We start from the raw sequence: 18,370 nt of genomic DNA, 5'->3' as shown, positions 1-18,370 counted from the left end.
TTTTTTGCATATTTAAATGGTACTCTTAATAACTCTCTCAGCTAACTAGATACATGGTATTTTTCCGTCTAAAAAAGAAAGCGACAAGATCAAGACACATTTGCCTTGATCTTGTCGCTCAGTTATTTATTTTTGTGCGGAAGCAAAATTTGCTGCTTCTGTTCCAGATTGACGGCCAAAGACGATGATATCCGCTACAGCGTTTCCGCCGATACGGTTTGCACCATGTAGTCCACCAGTTACTTCACCAGCTGCGTACAAACCTTTGATTGGTGTTCCGTCTTCTTTTAATACTTCTGTTTTTGTATTGATTTTCACACCACCCATTGTATGATGGATTCCTGGTGCGATTTTGATTGCATAATAAGGGGCTGTTGACAAATCATGATCCATCCCTGTCGCACGATTGAACTGTGTATCATCTTTTGATTGAACATCTTGATTCCATTGATCTAATGTTTCTTTTAATTTTGCTTCTGGCAAGTCGATTTTTTTGGCTAATTCTTCGATTGTATCACCTTTGACAACGAAACCTTGTTCATCATAAAAATCAATTGCTTTCGCACGATCACGAACGCCTTGATCAAAGACTAAATAGGCTGATTTTTCTGGTAATGCTGTAATTGCATCAGAAACTTTATCACGTGTATCCATTTCATTAACAAAACGTGTACCGTCTTGTGATACTAAAATTGCGCCTTCTCCACGAACCACTTCACCAATCAAATATGATTTTTCTTGTTGAACTGTTGGATGGATTTGGATTTCTTTCATATCAACGGTGGCACCACCAAGTTTTTCGATCATCTTGATTCCGTCACCCGTCGTACCTTCTTGATTGGTTGTTACATAATCTTTTAATTTTGGATCATATTCTTCAAGCATTTCTTTATTCGCACCGAAACCACCTGTTGTAACAATTACAGCTTTTGATTTGATTTCTTTGGTTTCTTTATCATCAAGTTTTACTTTAACTCCATCTACTTGTCCGTCATTCTCAATGATTTCAGTGACATCTGCATTCACGAAAAGTGGGATTTCTTCTTCTTTCACATTACGAACAAGTCCATCTACCAGATAGCCTCCGATTGCAGAACCATCTGCTGGACGGTGTGTACGTTTTTCACTCATACCACCAGTGATTGTTAAGTTACTTAATTCAATTCCTTTTGTATCCAACCAGTCAATTGCACCTGCTGAATGATCCACGAAAAAGCGTAGTAATTCTTTATCGTTCGTTCCTTTTCCACCTTTTAACGTTTCTTCATAGAACTTATCATTACTATCTACGATACCTTCTTCTTTTTGATATTTTGTTTCAGAGGCATTCATACCCGAAGACGATTTGATTGTATTTCCACCAGCAACTGGCATCTTTTCTAAAATAACTGGATTCATACCAGCCTCTTTTGCCTGCAATGCCGCTGTCATTCCAGCACCGCCTGCACCAACGATTATAATATCGTATTGATCTTTTAATTCACTCAAGTCTGTATAACCATTAGCTGAAGCGCCAGAAGTAACTTCTGTACTTTCTTTAGACGAATCACTTTTCTTCGCTGTTTTCTCTTGATCACTGGTACAGCCTACAGCTAATCCTGCAACTAGACCAAGTGATAATATACTCATGATGATTTTTTTCAATTTTTCCTCACCTCAATAATTTTTGACCACACAATCCCCAATTCTTCACTTTAAAGGTAACAATCAACCATCAAATGTGATTGTATTCACATCTTTTGAAGTAATTCCTCCTTTTTTTTAATCCATTACTTTGTCTATTAAAGAAAAATAAACAAAAAAATGTTACACCTTTCACAATAAAATAGCATATTCTGATCGACTTGTATTATATTCTCGTTTTTTTTAATCAATTTCTTATTTCTTCTAACCTATTCATTCTTTGTTTGCCCATCATTTATTTTCTGCTATACTTGACTTAATGATAATCAGGAGGTCTATTATGAATCGATTTCGACATTTATGGTTGGCTCAGCGTAAAGGAAGACGCTTTATTTCTAATAACTTTTCATCTATTCAAATAATTGTTTCATATTATATTATAATGACCTTCGTTTCGTACTTACTATTTTGTTTACCATTTTTTAGAGAACCAGGTTCTCATGTTGTATTCATTGACATGTTTTTTATGGCGATCAGCACTGTAAGTGTTACAGGTTTATCCACATTTGATATTAATTCTGTTTTCAATGATCGTGGTGTGATTTTGCTGGAAGTGCTCTTTCAAGTCGGTGGTTTGGGTATTATGATGATTTCTACAGCGTTTATTATTCTTTCCAAACGGAGAATTTCTTTAAAACAGCGTCAATTGATCATGACAGATATGAATCAGCCAAAATTAAGTGGTATCGTCCGTTTGATTCGAATTACGTTTACAATTATTTTATGGTTTCAAGTAATTTTTGGTACATTCTTTTCGATTTATTTTTATTTTTCTGGCTATTATACTACTTGGTCAAAAGCAATTTTCTTTGGTTTTTATCAATCGATTTCGGCTGTTACAAACTCTGGATTTGACGTAACTGGAGATTCGATCATCCCATTTGCCAATGATTATATTTTTTTATTGGTGATCATGTTTTTAATTTTTGTCGGTGGTATTGGTTTTCCAGTGTTGATGGAGATTCGCGAGTGGCTGTTTTTTAAAAAGAAAAAGCGTGGCTTGCCCTTCCGCTTTTCACTATTTAGTAAGATTGCGATATTAGCTTTTGTTATTTTGTTTGTTGGTGGGACGATTTTGATTTATTTGTTGGAAAAAGATCATTTATTTGTTGGAATGGGTGAGCTGCAACGTTGGATTACTTCGATGTTTTATTCTATGACTACTCGAAATGCTGGTCTGCAAATTAATGATTTAGGTGATTTTCAAGTTACCACATTGATTGTTTTTTCTTTATTGATGTTTATTGGATGTAGTCCAAGTTCTGTTGGTGGTGGGATTCGGACAACCACAGTTGCAATCATTGGTTTGTACTTATTTGCCTTTTTGAAAAGCGAAGATAAGATTAATGTGTTTGGACGTAGAATTGATGAAGACGATGTAAAAAAATCAATTGTCGTCTTTATGCTTTCGATGATCATGTGCTTTTTTGCTGTTTTATTTTTAACTGCAACAGAAGATCATCCGCTTATTGCGATAATTGTTGAAGTCGCTTCTGCTTTTGGTACAACTGGTTTATCCTTGGGTATTACTTCTGATTTAACAACAGTTGGTAAGTTAATGATCGCACTTTTGATGTTTATTGGACGTATCGGCATGCTGTATACATTGCTGTTATTTGTACCAAAAGAAACGCGAGATATTGGTTATGAATATCCTTCTGAAAAAATTATTATTGGTTAAAAAAGAGGTTGAGACAAAACTAAAAATCAGTTTTGTCTCAACCTCTTTTTCGATTAAATCATCACATTTACAATCAAATAAATCAAGAATAACCCTGAAATCAACCACATTGCTAATGGCAATTCCGATTTTTTCCCTGCAACCAACTTCGTCAATGGATATGCGACAAATCCAAACGCCATTCCATCAGAGATGTTCATCGTAAATGGAATCAACACAATCATCAGTATTGCAGGAAAGTAATCACTGAAATCATCAAAATCTAATGTTCTGATCTGTTGGATCATCAAGAAGCCCGTTATAATAATCGCTGGTGCCAATGCTGAATCTGGAATATAAGAAAGAAAAGGTAGAGCTAACAAAGCAAGGAAGAAACAGATACCACTCGTTATCGAGGTCAAACCAGTTTTTCCACCTTCTTCAATACCTGTCGCACTTTCCGCTGCAGCAACAGTTGGACTCGTTCCAAAAACACTAGACAACAATGTTATAAATCCAGTTACCCGGTATGCCCGTAAATATTGTTTTTCGTCTGCTTCTGGCATCAAACCTTTAAGCAAACCCATTGACTCAAAAATCAAAATCATTGATAACGCAAATACTCCGAGTAAAAAGTTTTTAGAAAAGAACGAACTAAAATCTAATTGTAAAAAAATTTGAGAATAATGGCTTAATCCATTCAAAGAAAAATGTTCTGTCGGCGCTACCATATTAAAAATATTTGCAATAAGGGTTACAACCACAATCCCTATAAAAAAACTACCTTGAATCCCTTTTACAAATAAAATGACTGTTAAAACTAGTGAGAACAACGTCAACATCGTTAAACTGCTGTCTAAAGGTGCAAGCTGTAAAAAAGTGTGTTCGCCCCGTAAAATCAAATGCCCTTTTTCTAAACCAATCAAAACAAGAAAAAAACCGATCCCTACCGTGATACCTGTTTTTAACGTTTCAGGCACAACTTCTGCAAATAATTTACTAAGCTTCGTAAACGCAACCAATAAATATACGATACCTGCGCAAAAACTAACAGCCAAGGCCTGCTGCCACGTCAATCCTAATGAAAAAACGAGTGTATAGGTAAAAAATGAATTGACGCCCATTCCAGTCGTTAAGACAATTGGTGCATCTGCAACGAATCCAATCAAGATCGATCCAATAATTGAAATAAAAATTGTTCCAAAAATCGTTAATTCTTTCGGCATTCCTGCTTCAGCTAAAATGACTGTATTCACCATAATGATATATGAAATGGCAAAGAATGACGTTGTTCCCGCTAAAATTTCTCGTTTTATATCTTCTTTTTTAAGTTTTTTCCAATTAAACATAAAAGTCCTCCTTATAATAAAAACAGAAATAGGCTTGCTTAGCTCTTATAAATTGATGAAATCAGTTCTGTAGGTAGTGCTAGCCCATTCAATTAGATGTAGATTCACTGAATAAAATTATTTTTTACTCAAATTCCAACACAGTAAGAATAACATATTGAAAGCGCTTTTTGAAATTTCTAAAGTTTTTTTTATTTTTCCATATAATACTTACTACAGATCACAGCTACAATCCATTGATTTCATTTGCTGATTTTTCATAGATTTTATTTTTCATCGTCTTTTTTATTTCTCGCTCCTTGATATGATCCTAATATAGTAAGAAAGAGTAAAAGGAATTAATTTTTCTTTTTAATTGTGTTATTATAGATTGAGTTTATTCTTGCGTTTACTAATGATAGTTTATATAAATTGGAGGGCACTTTATGGGAATCAGAAGTCATGTAGCAATAGCTGCTGGAAAAACTTCTCAATGGGTATTGCAAACTTTCTTTAAAGGCGGCAGCAGTTATCCTGGAAAATTAGCATTAAAAATTGATCCACAAATTTTAGATACTTTAGCGAAAGATTATGAAATCGTGGTTGTCACTGGTACGAATGGAAAAACCTTGACCACTGCGCTGACCGTTAATATTTTAAGACAGGAATTTGATCACGTGTTGACTAACCCGACAGGGGCAAATATGGAACAAGGAATTGTTTCAACCTTTTTATCTGCTAAAAAGAAAGGTGCTAAAAAGAAATTTGCAGTTTTAGAAATTGATGAAGCAAGTTTAAGCCGTGTCACAAAATATATCGAACCAAAACTATTTTTATTTACCAATATTTTCCGAGATCAAATGGATCGCTACGGTGAAATTTATACCACGTACAAACTCATCGTTGACGGTGCCGCTGCAGCTCCAAATGCGCCGATTCTTTGTAATGGTGACTCACCTATCTTCAATTCAATTGAAACAGTCAATCCTAGAAAATATTATGGCTTTAATCACAAAGCTGACGAAGAACAAATGGCTCACTATAATACAGACGGCTTACTTTGTCCAAAATGTCACCATATTTTACATTATAAGATGATCACTTATGCTAATCTTGGGAAATATTACTGCCCTAACTGTGGCTTCCATCGTCCTGAATTGGATGTTCAATTAACTGAGATGGTGGCCATGGATAATACTTCTGCTAATTTCGTGATCGATGGATCCCAATACAGCATTGGTGTCGGCGGCATGTATAATGTCTATAACGCTTTGGCTGCGACGTCTGTTGCTGAACACTATGGCGTTTCTCCTGAGAAAATAAGAGCTGGACTTAGCTATGACGAAAAAGTCTTTGGTCGTCAAGAAACCATCAATATCAATGGTAAATTATGTACCTTGGTGCTAGTCAAAAATCCTGTTGGCTTAAATCAAGTCATTGATATGATGGCACTTGCCCCTTACTCTTTCTCACTTGTCTCTTTACTAAACGCAAATTATGCGGATGGAATCGATGTTAGCTGGATCTGGGATGGTGATCACGAGTCATTTGCACAAATGAAGATTCCAGAAGTCATCGCAGGTGGTGACCGTCATAAAGACATGGCTTTACGTTTAAAAGTTGCAGGGATCTCTGAAGATAAATTAAAAGAAATTCCTAACTTAGACGATGTGATCACAGCAATCAAAGAACTACCAACAGAACATGTGTATATTTTAGCTACATATACTGCTGTTTTGCAATTACGTAAATTACTAACTACGCAAGGCTATATTACTAACTAGCCTATTGAAAAAAGAGAAATCAGAAATGAGGTAAAAAACAATGCCTAAAGAATTAGTTGTATGTCATTTATATGGAAATTTATTGAATACTTATGGTGATAACGGCAACTTATTGATGTTAAAATACCTTGCCGAAAAAATGAATGTAACGTTCCGTTCTGAAATCATCAGCATTCATGAGCCGTTTGATCCAAATAAATATGACCTAGTATTTGTTGGTGGTGGCCAAGATTTTGAACAGCTGATCATTTCAGATGATATCCAAACAAAAAAAGATACCTTGACTGAATACATTGAAAACGACGGTGTTATGCTGGCAATTTGTGGTGGGTTTCAATTACTAGGTCACTATTATATGGGTGCTAAAGGTGAAAAAATCCATGGGATCGGCGCTTTGGACCACTATACACTTAGTCAAGACAATAACCGTTATATTGGTGATATCGTGATTCATAATGAAGAATTTAATGAAACCTATTATGGTTTTGAAAATCATAACGGCCGAACCTTTTTAGGTAAAGGAGAACGTCCTTTAGGCAATGTGGTTAAAGGAAAAGGCAATAATAGTGAAGATGGTTCTGAAGGTGTCATCTACAAAAATGTCTTTGGTTCTTATTTTCACGGACCGATTCTTGCCCGCAATGAAAATCTAGCCATTCGGTTGATCAAAACTGCGTTAGAGAAAAAGTATAACGAGCCTTTCAATATACCTCAAGAAATGGTGACAGCAGAATAAGCAAAAAAAGGGCTCTATACTTTCTGATGTTGGTGAGAAATCACCGGCATCTTTTTTTAATGCAAAATAATAGAAAAGACATCCCGATATCCTTTAGAATTAAGTCGACTAAAACCAATTAAAAGGAGGAAATCAAGATGTCTTACACCAATCTTATCAAAAATACCTTAGATATTCTAGACTTAAACATTACTTTTACTGAAAATTCTTTAGAAAAAGAACGCATTAAGGGACGAATTTGTCAGGTATTTTCTGGTACATTAGACTATTTAGCCCACTCCTGTCTTCATTGTGGAGAGAAAGAAAAAGGAAAGATTATTCGTTGGGGCTATACGACTTGTCTTATTTTAATGAACGATGTGTCTGAGTATCAAACGTATTTACGCTTGAAGAAACGCCGTTTCTTCTGTTATTCCTGTGAAAGAACGTTCGTCGCTGAAACAAGTCTGATCCAAAAAGGGTGTTCGATTTCTAAGAAAGTGAAGCTATCCATTGCCGATCGATTAAGAAAGGTCACGTCTATGAGTGAGATTGCGCGTCAAAAGAAGGTCTCTGTTTCTTCTGTCTATCGCGTCTTGAAACAATTTTATGAACCGAAAAAAATCAATCGCCTGACCTTGCCTGAAGTCCTTTGTTTTGATGAATTTAAATCGGTTAAACAGGTCGCTGCTTCTATGAGTTTTATCATGATGGATGGTCAAACAAAGCAGTTAATTGATGTCATTGAAAACCGTCAATTGTCCTTTTTACAACGTTATTTTTCACGATTCTCTTTGTCTGTTCGTGAACGTGTAAAATATATCGTTTGTGATATGTACGCTCCTTATTTTTCTCTCGTCAAAAAATTGTTTCCTATGGCTCAGATTATTCTCGATCGCTTTCACATTGTCCAACACATTGGACGAACCTTTTTAAAACACCGCATTCAACGAATGAATCTGTTTCTCCAGAAAGGAACTGTAGAGGCAAAAAAATATCGACACTTGAAGAAGTACTGGAAACTTCTTCAAAAGAACCAATCGAAGCTCGATTTTGAAAAACGCCAATGGCGTCCTTCTTTCCGCACCTATTTAACAGAAACAGAACTCGTTGATCGACTCCTTGCATATGATGAGGAGTTAAAATCTGGTTACACCTGTTATCAGAACGTTCTTTATGCGGTACAAACACGAGACTACACAAGATTCCACTCGCTATTAGAACAAGATTGTTCTGGACTTCCCGTCTATTACCAAACAGTTTTTTCTACCTTTAAGAAAGTTCAAAATGAAATTAAGCATGCTCTAGAATTATCCTATTCCAATGGCCCATTGGAATGCTTGAACAACCATATCAAAGTGTTAAAGAGAAATGCGTATGGGTTTCGTAACTTTTATAACTTTAAATTGAGAATTGCTTTATGCTTTGGTAACGTTCTTTTTCAGCCAAATAGAAAAACCTAGAGGTATTTTCCTCTAGGCCTTACAATAATTGATTTAATTCTTTGGATTTTCTTCACCAACATTAGTTGACAAAGAGCCAAAAAAAGTGGCTAGGATATAACTCTACGAGTTATATCCTAGCCTTAAGCAATCCGAACAAACGCTTCTATCCCGACCTTTTTTATGTTTTATGCATCCACTCCAGGCTCAGAAGCTATGATCGTCAAATCACCTTCAACACGCCATTTTGCGATATCATTTGGCAAAATAAAGCTTGTACCTTTTGTTAGTTCATAGCTTTCAGTCTTCGTAGTCTCAACCTCTTCAATAACCAATTGACCTACACCTTCAATAACTGTAGCTAATGTATACGGTGCATTTTTCTTTAAGTTCAATACACCATTGACTTGCCATTCGTAGACATTGAAAAACGGGGTATTTAAATACGTAATAATGCTGGATTGTCCTTGGTTTTGTTGCTGAATTGATAATTGTGCCTCTTTTGCCGGAACCGTTGTTACATCAACAGATTGTTGAATATGCAGCTCTCTTGCATTTCCTTGGTCGTCTTTTCTATCATAATCATACACACGATACGTGGTATCACTGCTTTGCTGTGTTTCTAAAATCATGATTCCTTTGCCAATCGCATGAATCGTTCCGCTTGGCACATAGAAAAAGTCACCTTTTTTTACAGGAACTTTCTTAAGCAAATCATCCCAGCGCTCTTCTTTGATCATTGCTTCAAGCTCTTCTCGGCTTTTCGCATTATGTCCATAAATAATCGTAGAACCCGGTTCAGCATCGATAATATACCAACACTCCGTCTTACCAAGTTCACCTTCATGTGCTAGTCCATACGCATCATCTGGATGAACTTGTACCGATAAATCATCTTCAGCATCTAGAATTTTGGTCAATAAAGGAAAAACATCCCCTTTAGCATTGCCGAATAATTCACGATGATTTGTCCAAAGTTCATCTAACTTTTTCCCTGAAAATTCACCATTTTCTACTGTACTTACTCCATGAGGATGTGCGCTAATCGCCCAGTCTTCCCCAATCTTATTATTTGGTAAATCAAAACCGAATACTGTGTGTAAACGATCGCCACCCCAAATTTTTTCTTGAAATACTGGTTTTAAAAATAAAGGTTGCTGCATAGTTTAGAGACTCCCTTCAAAATTTATACTCCTCGATTATACCACTAAAAAGAAAGCGATTCATCTTTGTTTGTTATTTTTTTCTATTAAATAAGTTTCGATGAGTTCATCTCTTTTTTTGATATATTCTGCTCTTTTATCCACTGGATGAACTCGATTAGAAAGAAATACAAATCCTTCCTTACCAATAGGATCGATCAATAAAAACGTTCCTGTATAACCAGTATGAAATAAAATCGACTGTCCTGTCAAATCAGTTTTCAAATCCCATCCTAAAGAGCGATGACCTTTTTGATTAGGTGTTTGATCAATTAATAATGAGTGAATTGTATTTTTCTTTAATATTCGGTTCTCTTTATATAGCCCTTCGTTCAAGTACATAGTTGTAAATTTTTTAAGGTCCGTCAAATTAGTAAATAAACCAGCATTGGCTGCATGCTCTGCTAAAACAAATGCTTTTGGATCATGTGTTTGTCCACGAATCAAGCCACGAACTTGATGATTTTCAGTCGGGATAATTTTAGAAGGATCCTTAGGTAAAAAAAGACTTTCTGACATATCCATCGGCTGTAAAACACGCTCTTTAAAAACCGTAATGACGTCTTTATCAAATAGTTTTTCTAGCATAAATCCAAGCAAAATAGTTCCAGTATCCGTATAAGCCACTTTTTGGCCTAAATCTGTCCCTGCCTGAACCTTATTGTATGCTGCTTTTAACTCCTCTTTTGACAATGCATCACGATTTTCAATATAACTTTGAATATCAGATGTATGTGTCAAAAGATGACGAATCGTTATTTTTTCATCTTCAAAAGCCGCATAATAATTTTTAAACGGTGCATCAATGTTGATTGTTCCTGCTTCCATCAACTGTAAAACGACTGTTGTGGTACAAACAACCTTTGTCAACGAAGCAACATCAAAAAGCAGCGAACGCTTTAAGGGTTCAACTGTCGGATAGAGTTGAGCATTTCCCCATGTGTGGTCTTCCGTTTCTTCATCCAGTACGAAAGAAAAGCTGGCACCAGGGAAAATCCCCTCATCAATGAAATCGTTTATTTTTTCTTTTGTTTTTTTATACATGATTTATTTTCCTCATTGCTTTTTCCCTTATTTTATTTCTCTAATCTCTAACGAACCACCACTCAATTTCACTAGGATCATATATCGTTAAAATCGTTAGCTTTTTATCAACGAAAAATTCTTGTTTCTGATTTTCCAAATGTTGTTTCAGCTTTTTCATTTCTTCTTCCTGATTTATTGTCACAACAAAAAAATCTAAGCCTAGTATTTCTTCAGAAGTATCTACATGTCTATCCTGTTTTTTTGAATCCTCTAAACGAATCCAAAATTTTTTATCATTTAAAGATAATGTATCAGCTGTTTTACCTTCAGAAATCATTCCTAAAATATCTTCATAAAATGAATGATGCTCTGCTTTATCTTGCACACATAATTTTAGGTAATCAAATCTCACATCTGCTGAAAGGCTAGAATATAAAATATCGCTTTGATCTACCAAGGATTGAATATCGAGTATTTCTTCTTTAAACTTTTCTGATGCTCCTTGATAGCTGATCTCTAATTTATTTCCTTCTGGATCTTCTAAAAATACACTCCTTCTATATTCTTTTTGTGTCGATTTAAGGATAGGATAGTTGTGAGCCGTTATTCTTCTTAAAAGACTGCCAAATTCTTCCTCTGTTGGAATCAGCAAAGAAAGACAAGCGGATTTCTCAACAAACTTTGTTTTTACTCTTTCAGAATCGGTTTCCTCTAATATCAATAATCGACTATTTTTCGCTTGCGATCCAAAGATAGAAAGATTATTCTCTTCTAATTTTAAAATAAATCCCAATACATTTTTGTAAAAACAAACCATTTTTTCCACATCTTCTATGTGAATAGCAACCGTTTTCACTTGCACATCTTTTGATAATTCAAAATTCTCCATTCGTCTTCCCCCTCGAATGTCTTCTTTATTTATTCTAAACATCTCAACTGAATTCAGCAAGCAAATGCTCTTTTAAATGCCTAGCAAATAGAGAACGACTTTGAGAAAAAGATCATTTTTTCTACTACATCACTCAAAAGAAGGGTATGAGCCAAAAGTAAAAATCACTTTTAGCTCATACCCTAGATACGAATAAATAATAAACACAGATACAAGCTCCTGTTTATTTCTCTAAATCAAAGACTCTCCACTCCATCCTTTTTGCTATTTTATCTATAACTTAATTGTAGATAGCTTTGATTGGGTCCATTCTTGATGCACTGATAGCAGGAATGATCCCAAATATAACTCCTGTAAGAATGGAGACTACGGTTGATATGCCAAAAATTGATGGTGTCATAACTGGAACGATATCTACCAATCCACCGACTAATATTGAAAGAAGATATCCTAATCCAACACCGATCAATCCCCCCAACAACGTTATAAAGGCTGCCTCCAATAAAAATTGCATCAGAATCATTCGAGGTTTTGCCCCAATTGCTCTGCGAATACCAATTTCTCGTTTTCTTTCTGTGACAGAAACGTACATGATATTCATCACACCAATACCGCCTACTAAAAGAGAAATTGCTGTGACCGCCATCAAGAACATCGTCATCCCACCAATTGCATCTTCCATTTGCTTTTGATTCTTTTGTTCTTGATCATTTTCCTTAAAAGTACCTTTAAGATCTGGGTGACTTTCATTTAAAATACTAACTGCTTGTGCAATAACTGTTTGTTTGTCAGTCCCTTCTTTTAATTTGAAATTAATACCGCTAATTGATTTTGACGTTGCCAGTTTATTATATGAACTTCTTGATACAAAGCTACTAGACACAGCATCCCAATCTACAGAAATGTCTTGGGAATTCCCTAAAGATTCATAATCAAATGGTTCTAATATTCCAATCACTTTATACATATAACCGTTGATTGCAACAGCTTTTCCAATCAGTTCGCCAGGATCATCCATTTTCAAACTTTGTTCAAAAATATCATGATTCAAAATGATCACATCTTTATTGATATCCCGATCATCAAAATCTCGTCCATATTTAATTTTGTTGTTTCCTTTATTAGAAGTGACCATTAGACTTGCTTTAGCCCCAAAATAATCCAACTCCATGCCCAAATTATCTCCCATCATTCCATCACCATACTGAGGATAAACGGATTCTACTCCATCGACATTTCTGACTTTTTTCATATCAACTCTAGAAAAACTATAATCTGGTTTTTCGTAAGTCATCATGCCAGAAAGACTTTCATCTTCCATAGTATAATGTAGCTTGACTACATTCGTATTCATAGCACTTGTTGCAGACAACACTTCTTTTTTCATGCCTTCTCCCAATGTTGAAATAGTTACAACCGAGGCAATTCCGATAATAATTCCGATCATCGTCAGAAAAACACGGAGTTTATGGGCTCTTAAACTCAATAATGTACTGATCAGTAGATTTGAGATCATCGAATCACCTCTTCTTCAAGAAAGCGGCCATCTTTCATATGGATCACGCGCGTCGCATATTTTTTCATATCATTATCATGAGTCACCATCACGATTGTCTTGCCTTGACGGTTCAACTCTGTCAATAACTCCATGATTTCCGTTCCTGTTTCACTATCCAATGCGCCAGTCGGTTCATCTGCCATGATTAAAAGAGGATCATTTACTAAAGAACGTGCGATTGCTACACGCTGCTGTTGCCCACCAGACAATTCATTTACTTTTGCTTTTGTTTTTTCGCCTAACCCGACTAACTTTAAATATTTTTCAGCAATGTTGCGTTTTTCTTCATTACTTTTCTTCCCTTCATAGACACATGGTAATTGTACATTTTGACTAACGTTCAAGGAATTGATCAAAAAGAATTGTTGAAAAATGAATCCAAGGTATTCATTTCGAAACTCTGATTTTTTATTCTCTGACAGCTTGGAAACATCCTCTTCTTTAAAAAGATAATTACCATCAGAAACACGATCTAAAAAACCGATGATATTCATCAAGGTTGTTTTTCCACTTCCAGATTTTCCCATGATCATAATGAATTCGCCCTCATTGATCGTAAGATCCAATGATTTTAAGACGTGCAATTTCTCTTTTCCAATCGGAAAATATTTATTGATTGCTTGCATCTGAATAAGAGGACGTAGACTTTTTTCTTCTTGTATCATGTATACTCCTCCTATTCTTTAACTTCAGCCACTACTTCATCAGATTCTGTATTGTCATCTCCTACCAAATCGCCTTCTTTTACAGGTTTTTTAGAAGAAACTATAATTCGATCAGCTGACTCTAAACCGGAATTGATGATCGTATTTCCATCTTTTTCTTCACCTATTTGAACATCACGGCGAATCACTGAACCAAAATCGTTCACTAATACATATTTTTTCCCGTCTTGATCATGAATCGCTTTTTTCGGCACTTCGATTGGTTTATTATCGCCTAAATTGATCGTTGCCTGCATATGGTAGCCATTTTTGATTCCCTCTAATCTATCTAGAGATAATTTAACATTGTAGGTAGACATCGATCCATCAGTATTATTACTGTCACTTTGATTTTCTTTGGCCTCTGGCGGATTATCATCAATGTATGAAATTTTCCCTGTGACAGTTGTTCCACTTGAAACGACTGAAAGATTCGCTTTTTGACCCAAACCTATTTTCAATAAATCTTTTTCATTCACTTTTCCAGCAACGTATAACCCATCTGATGTTAAACGAAGAATTGGTGCGTTTTCGTCTTTTACTTCGGGGATTGATACTCGTCCTTTGAATTTTGCTTTTGTTGAGATAAACTGATTCGTTGATAAATCAGCAATCGTTTGATTTGAGAATAAAATTTCTTCATCTACACTATCGATTTCTGCTTGATGTTGTTCATTAATAGCAACACCTGTCGTTGTTCGATCTTCTTCTTTTGTTTTATTAAAATTATCAATCGCTCGATTCCATTTATTATAGATATTTTGTTTTTTTGTTGCTAATTTACTTAATGTATTATTTTGAGCTTCGATTTCTTTTGTTATTTCTTTATCTTCATACGTGAATAGTTCTGTTCCAGATTCCACAACATCTCCGTTTTTTACTTTTATTTCAGGAGTGCTAGTCATTTTTGTATCTTTAGAAAATGCTTCAGCTTGTTCCGGTTGTACAACACCGTTAATATATACCTGTTCAATATCCGGTACTTCAAAATACTCGATCCCTAAATCTTCCCCAACTGGCTTTGCATTCGATTTAGCTTCTTTTTTCCCTCCTAATAAACTTGGAAGAACAAAAATACCGATTAGTAGCAATACAACAATTCCTATAATGATCATTGTTTTTTTCTTCATCACTCTTCTCCTATCTCAATTTTTTAGTTATGATTTTTACTAACTTTGTTATCTTACTCTTTCATTTAACCATTATCCGGTTTGTCATACAAGTTACATTTTTGTAATTATCAGAATATTCAGTTTTTTTAAAACTTGTTTTATTCTTTCATTATTGATTTCTCCACAGTAAAAATAGAGCGGGACAGAAGCGTCTATTTCCGAAGAATTTGCTTCTGCCCTCACCATTTATTCGGATCGCTCGTAGAGTGATGTATACGCATTTTATATACTTCTTTCGTCACAATTTTTATTTCCAAGTGCTTAAATTATTCTTAATTACCTTCATATTGCTCCACTCATTGAGGGAGCCTTTTTAAATATCGTATTTAGAAAATGAATCCATTTCTTCTTAACTTTTTTCACCAATCTTAGTTAAAAAAAGCCTAGAAAACGTACCAATCAAGCGCCAACATACGAAAATGAATAAACTTCCTCCTAACACTATTATACCGATATATAACCAAATAGACTGTTGACCAAGCTCTCCAATTTTTTTTACTATTCCTTCCGTTTTTACTTCTTGTGTTACTATTAGTTCATTTATAGTTATCGTATCTAATGCTGCAACTTGCTCTGAGGCACTTATGCTCAAGGTTGTATTTTTATCTATTTCCTCATCTAATAAACGCCTAGAGTAAACAAGCAATCGTTGCTGTGCTGTTGGAAATGGATGGCAAGTCAATAACGTCAACATTTCTTCTCTAATAACACGCTTTGTTAATTTTGCATTATCTGTCGGATCAATCAGTTCGTTTCCTGTCACAACGTATACTGCTTCATCTCCAAATAAGAAACATGAATTAAATCACCTGGAACCAGATGATCAATGTATAGAAGATAAGTTGGTCCATAATAGCCTCGGTGTCTGGCAATAAAGGTATACGTGCCTTTACCTGATAATGGTAAATCAGTTCCTGTAATATGTGCACAGCCGTTGGCAAGGTTACTTTCAGAAGCACCCGTGTACAAAGGAATTATTTCATTAATTTTAGGTATTTTGATAAAACCAACTGCCTTTTTTGGAAGTTTTGACTCCCAACTTGAAGATGTACCACTAAATGAATCTTCTGCTCCTTGTCTGTTGTCTTCATTCAGCTGTTTTTTTACTGCCTCCGCTAAAGCTGGGGACAGTTGATAGTCAATTGCTTGCTTTTTATAGATTTCAAGACTATTGATCGTGTCTACAGCAGAGCGTATGCCGCGAACGGAAATATCTATAAAAAAAGCGAGCCCTACTAAAAACAAGATCAATGATAATCGTTTATGCCACATGTTTTAACCTCTTTATATTTTTTAGAGAATTTCAAGCCAAAGGATAATTAAAAAGATAGCAGTTTATAGAGTTTTTTTGTGGCAAAAAACGATAATACAGATTAAACAAAATTATTTATCAAAGAACAATATATTACAACCTTGTTAAGAAGATCATTAAAAAATAATTCTAAGTTTCTACTCTTACAAAATTTTCTTAATCAATATGACCGTATATTTTATAAAATATACTAGCTAAATAAGTAACAGGATTTTTAAAAAATTTAGACAGTTTTATTGGACTGGACTAATCACATGAATGTTCAAGTTACGTAAAAACTTATCCCTGTGAAACGTCTATAAATAAAGTTAGTAAACTAAGAAGCTCATTATGTTTTTGAATTGTTCTTTTTCAGCCAAAAAGAAAAGCCTAGAGGGAGTTTTCTCTAGACTTCGCAATAATCGATTTAATTCTTTGGCTTTTCTTCACAAATAGTAGGTGACAAAAAGCTGTTTATAATGGCTATTGATACACTCCATTTTTCAACCAATTTAATTTTATTTTAAAGTTTTTAATGATTTGTTCAATATCATATTGAGAATTTTTTTCAAGTTGTCGATATCCTTCTACAATCGAAGAATAAACGCTATTCATGAGCATTTGCATCAAGAGTTTAAATTCCACTTTGTTATGAATGGTTAAGTTAGAAAAGTTGATTGCTTTATAAATCTTATAGCCATGATATTTTTTTTGCCACTGTTCATCCTTTTTACCATTTGCGCTGAATTTAGGAGAAACTCGGCTATAGGCTTGATCATCCATATTCATAAAAAGATTTTGATAAAATGGTGCATGTTCCCCAGTCAATACTTCAAAAATCATTTTCGAAAAATACGTGGTCATCCCATCAAACAAATCACCATTTGCCTCTTTGATACATTTTTCAATATTTTTTTTACTATCTTGTCTTAATGATTCAAAATAGTAATAATACAAATCTTCCTTATCTTCAAAATATTGATAAAAACTACCTCTTGGTATCTCAGCTAATTTTACGATATTGGCAATTGATGCTTCTTTCAAAGGGGTTCTAGAAAATTCTATTGATGCTGCTTCCAAAAGTCTATGTTGTTTCTCCTCTGATAAATGAAAAAAAGTCTTTTTTGGCATTTATTACATCCCTTTCTTATATCACAGCTCAGCGTATGACAAGGTGTCATATGGCACTTTGTCATTATAGCACCATGGAATAAAAAAGCAAGAGTACCTAGATTGAATGTGCTGAAATGTATCTTTTTACAAATAATTCATTAGATGAAAATCGTTAGAAAAACGAATGCTTTCATCTTAGCTTACATTTAATACGTTCATTACTACATTTTTTACCTCGGCAACAACGTTTTCAAATGATTGATTTGCATTGATTATATAGCTATTTGGATACGTGATCACTTTATCTTTATTCTGAATTTCTTGATCATATAATGCACCGCGCTGTGTGATGATCGCTTCGTCATCTTCTCTTGTCTGTAATCTTACTAATACATTTTTTTTCGATACCTCTAAAAAAATTGGAATAACCATGTTGCCAAATTGTTTTTCGATTTCTTGAAAGCCTTTGATCGTTAAAACATCATATGCATAATGATCCGTCGTTTTTTGAATCAACTCTGCGATTCCAACACCATATTGATTGCCATGATACGTATCATGTTCTGCTAATGCTCCCGTATCTATAAGCTGTTCAAATTGTTCTTTTGTTTCAAAATAATAATCTACACCGTCTTTTTCTTCCTTGCGAATTGAACGTGTTGTATGTGAAATTACTTTATATTTTGAATTAAAAACGGCTTCTGCTACTTTCGTTTTTCCTGAACCACTCGGACCTATAATGACAAAAAATGGATGCTCTAATTTTTTTCTTTCCATTGGTCATTCCTCCTCACACCCCCACT

Annotated in this window: 14 protein-coding genes and 1 pseudogene; 4 read left to right on the top strand and 11 right to left on the bottom strand. The window is 34.6% G+C overall.

Annotation, left to right across the window (positions count from 1 at the left end; translation table 11 throughout):
- Nucleotides 1–126: 126 nt before the first annotated feature.
- Complete coding sequence (locus AC4BC4_RS05765) at nt 127–1,644, bottom strand: flavocytochrome c (RefSeq protein ID WP_490477062.1); 1,518 nt, start codon at nt 1,642–1,644, stop codon at nt 127–129.
- A gap of 319 nt (nt 1,645–1,963) precedes the next feature.
- Between AC4BC4_RS05765 and AC4BC4_RS05760 the strand changes: the two genes are divergently transcribed.
- A complete protein-coding gene (locus AC4BC4_RS05760) occupies nt 1,964–3,364 on the top strand; it encodes a TrkH family potassium uptake protein (protein ID WP_438756420.1) in 1,401 nt (466 codons plus the stop codon).
- 53 nt (nt 3,365–3,417) lie between these two features.
- Here the strand turns inward: AC4BC4_RS05760 and AC4BC4_RS05755 are convergent, their stop codons facing one another.
- On the bottom strand, nt 3,418–4,692 hold the full coding sequence (locus AC4BC4_RS05755; protein WP_490477061.1) for an NCS2 family permease: 1,275 nt from the start codon (nt 4,690–4,692) through the stop codon (nt 3,418–3,420).
- A gap of 425 nt (nt 4,693–5,117) precedes the next feature.
- Here AC4BC4_RS05755 and AC4BC4_RS05750 point away from each other — a divergent pair, with 425 nt between their 5' ends.
- From AC4BC4_RS05750 to AC4BC4_RS05740, 3 genes are all read left to right on the top strand, one after another.
- Nucleotides 5,118–6,455, top strand: coding sequence for a MurT ligase domain-containing protein (locus tag AC4BC4_RS05750; protein WP_490477060.1), 1,338 nt, complete (start codon nt 5,118–5,120; stop codon nt 6,453–6,455).
- A gap of 40 nt (nt 6,456–6,495) precedes the next feature.
- Complete coding sequence (locus AC4BC4_RS05745) at nt 6,496–7,191, top strand: type 1 glutamine amidotransferase (protein WP_490477059.1); 696 nt, start codon at nt 6,496–6,498, stop codon at nt 7,189–7,191.
- A gap of 137 nt (nt 7,192–7,328) precedes the next feature.
- Nucleotides 7,329–8,633, top strand: a complete 1,305-nt coding sequence (locus AC4BC4_RS05740; protein ID WP_438755906.1) for an ISL3 family transposase — start codon at nt 7,329–7,331, stop codon at nt 8,631–8,633.
- A gap of 167 nt (nt 8,634–8,800) precedes the next feature.
- On the opposite strand, the gene manA is transcribed toward AC4BC4_RS05740, so the two are convergent.
- The 9 genes and pseudogenes from manA to AC4BC4_RS05695 all read right to left on the bottom strand — a co-directional run bounded on the left by manA (nt 8,801) and on the right by AC4BC4_RS05695 (nt 18,344).
- The gene (manA, locus tag AC4BC4_RS05735) at nt 8,801–9,775 is read right to left on the bottom strand and encodes a mannose-6-phosphate isomerase, class I (protein WP_490477058.1); all 975 of its coding nucleotides are present in this window, start codon (nt 9,773–9,775) and stop codon (nt 8,801–8,803) included.
- A 60-nt stretch (nt 9,776–9,835) separates the two neighbouring features.
- The gene (locus tag AC4BC4_RS05730) at nt 9,836–10,858 is read right to left on the bottom strand and encodes a serine hydrolase domain-containing protein (protein WP_490477057.1); all 1,023 of its coding nucleotides are present in this window, start codon (nt 10,856–10,858) and stop codon (nt 9,836–9,838) included.
- 40 nt (nt 10,859–10,898) lie between these two features.
- Nucleotides 10,899–11,729 carry a VOC family protein gene (locus AC4BC4_RS05725; RefSeq protein ID WP_490477056.1) on the bottom strand — a complete coding sequence of 277 codons (831 nt, stop codon included), beginning with the start codon at nt 11,727–11,729 and terminating at the stop codon, nt 10,899–10,901.
- A gap of 280 nt (nt 11,730–12,009) precedes the next feature.
- Complete coding sequence (locus AC4BC4_RS05720; RefSeq protein ID WP_490477055.1) at nt 12,010–13,245, bottom strand: ABC transporter permease; 1,236 nt, start codon at nt 13,243–13,245, stop codon at nt 12,010–12,012.
- Nucleotides 13,242–13,952 carry an ABC transporter ATP-binding protein gene (locus AC4BC4_RS05715; RefSeq protein ID WP_490477054.1) on the bottom strand — a complete coding sequence of 237 codons (711 nt, stop codon included), beginning with the start codon at nt 13,950–13,952 and terminating at the stop codon, nt 13,242–13,244. The genes AC4BC4_RS05720 and AC4BC4_RS05715 overlap by 4 nt, the downstream gene beginning before the upstream one ends.
- A gap of 11 nt (nt 13,953–13,963) precedes the next feature.
- On the bottom strand, nt 13,964–15,121 hold the full coding sequence (locus tag AC4BC4_RS05710; RefSeq protein WP_490477053.1) for an efflux RND transporter periplasmic adaptor subunit: 1,158 nt from the start codon (nt 15,119–15,121) through the stop codon (nt 13,964–13,966).
- A 391-nt stretch (nt 15,122–15,512) separates the two neighbouring features.
- Nucleotides 15,513–16,435: pseudogene (locus AC4BC4_RS05705) on the bottom strand (class C sortase).
- 502 nt (nt 16,436–16,937) lie between these two features.
- A complete protein-coding gene (locus tag AC4BC4_RS05700; protein WP_490477052.1) occupies nt 16,938–17,585 on the bottom strand; it encodes a TetR/AcrR family transcriptional regulator in 648 nt (215 codons plus the stop codon).
- Between the two features lie 177 nt (nt 17,586–17,762).
- Nucleotides 17,763–18,344: a guanylate kinase gene (locus AC4BC4_RS05695; RefSeq protein ID WP_490477051.1), complete on the bottom strand. Its 582-nt coding sequence runs from the start codon at nt 18,342–18,344 to the stop codon at nt 17,763–17,765.
- Between the last annotated feature and the right edge of the window lie 26 nt (nt 18,345–18,370).

It is taken from the genome of Enterococcus sp. AMC1086, from assembly GCF_058216575.1.
This window is presented reverse-complemented; position numbering and strand designations above follow the sequence as displayed.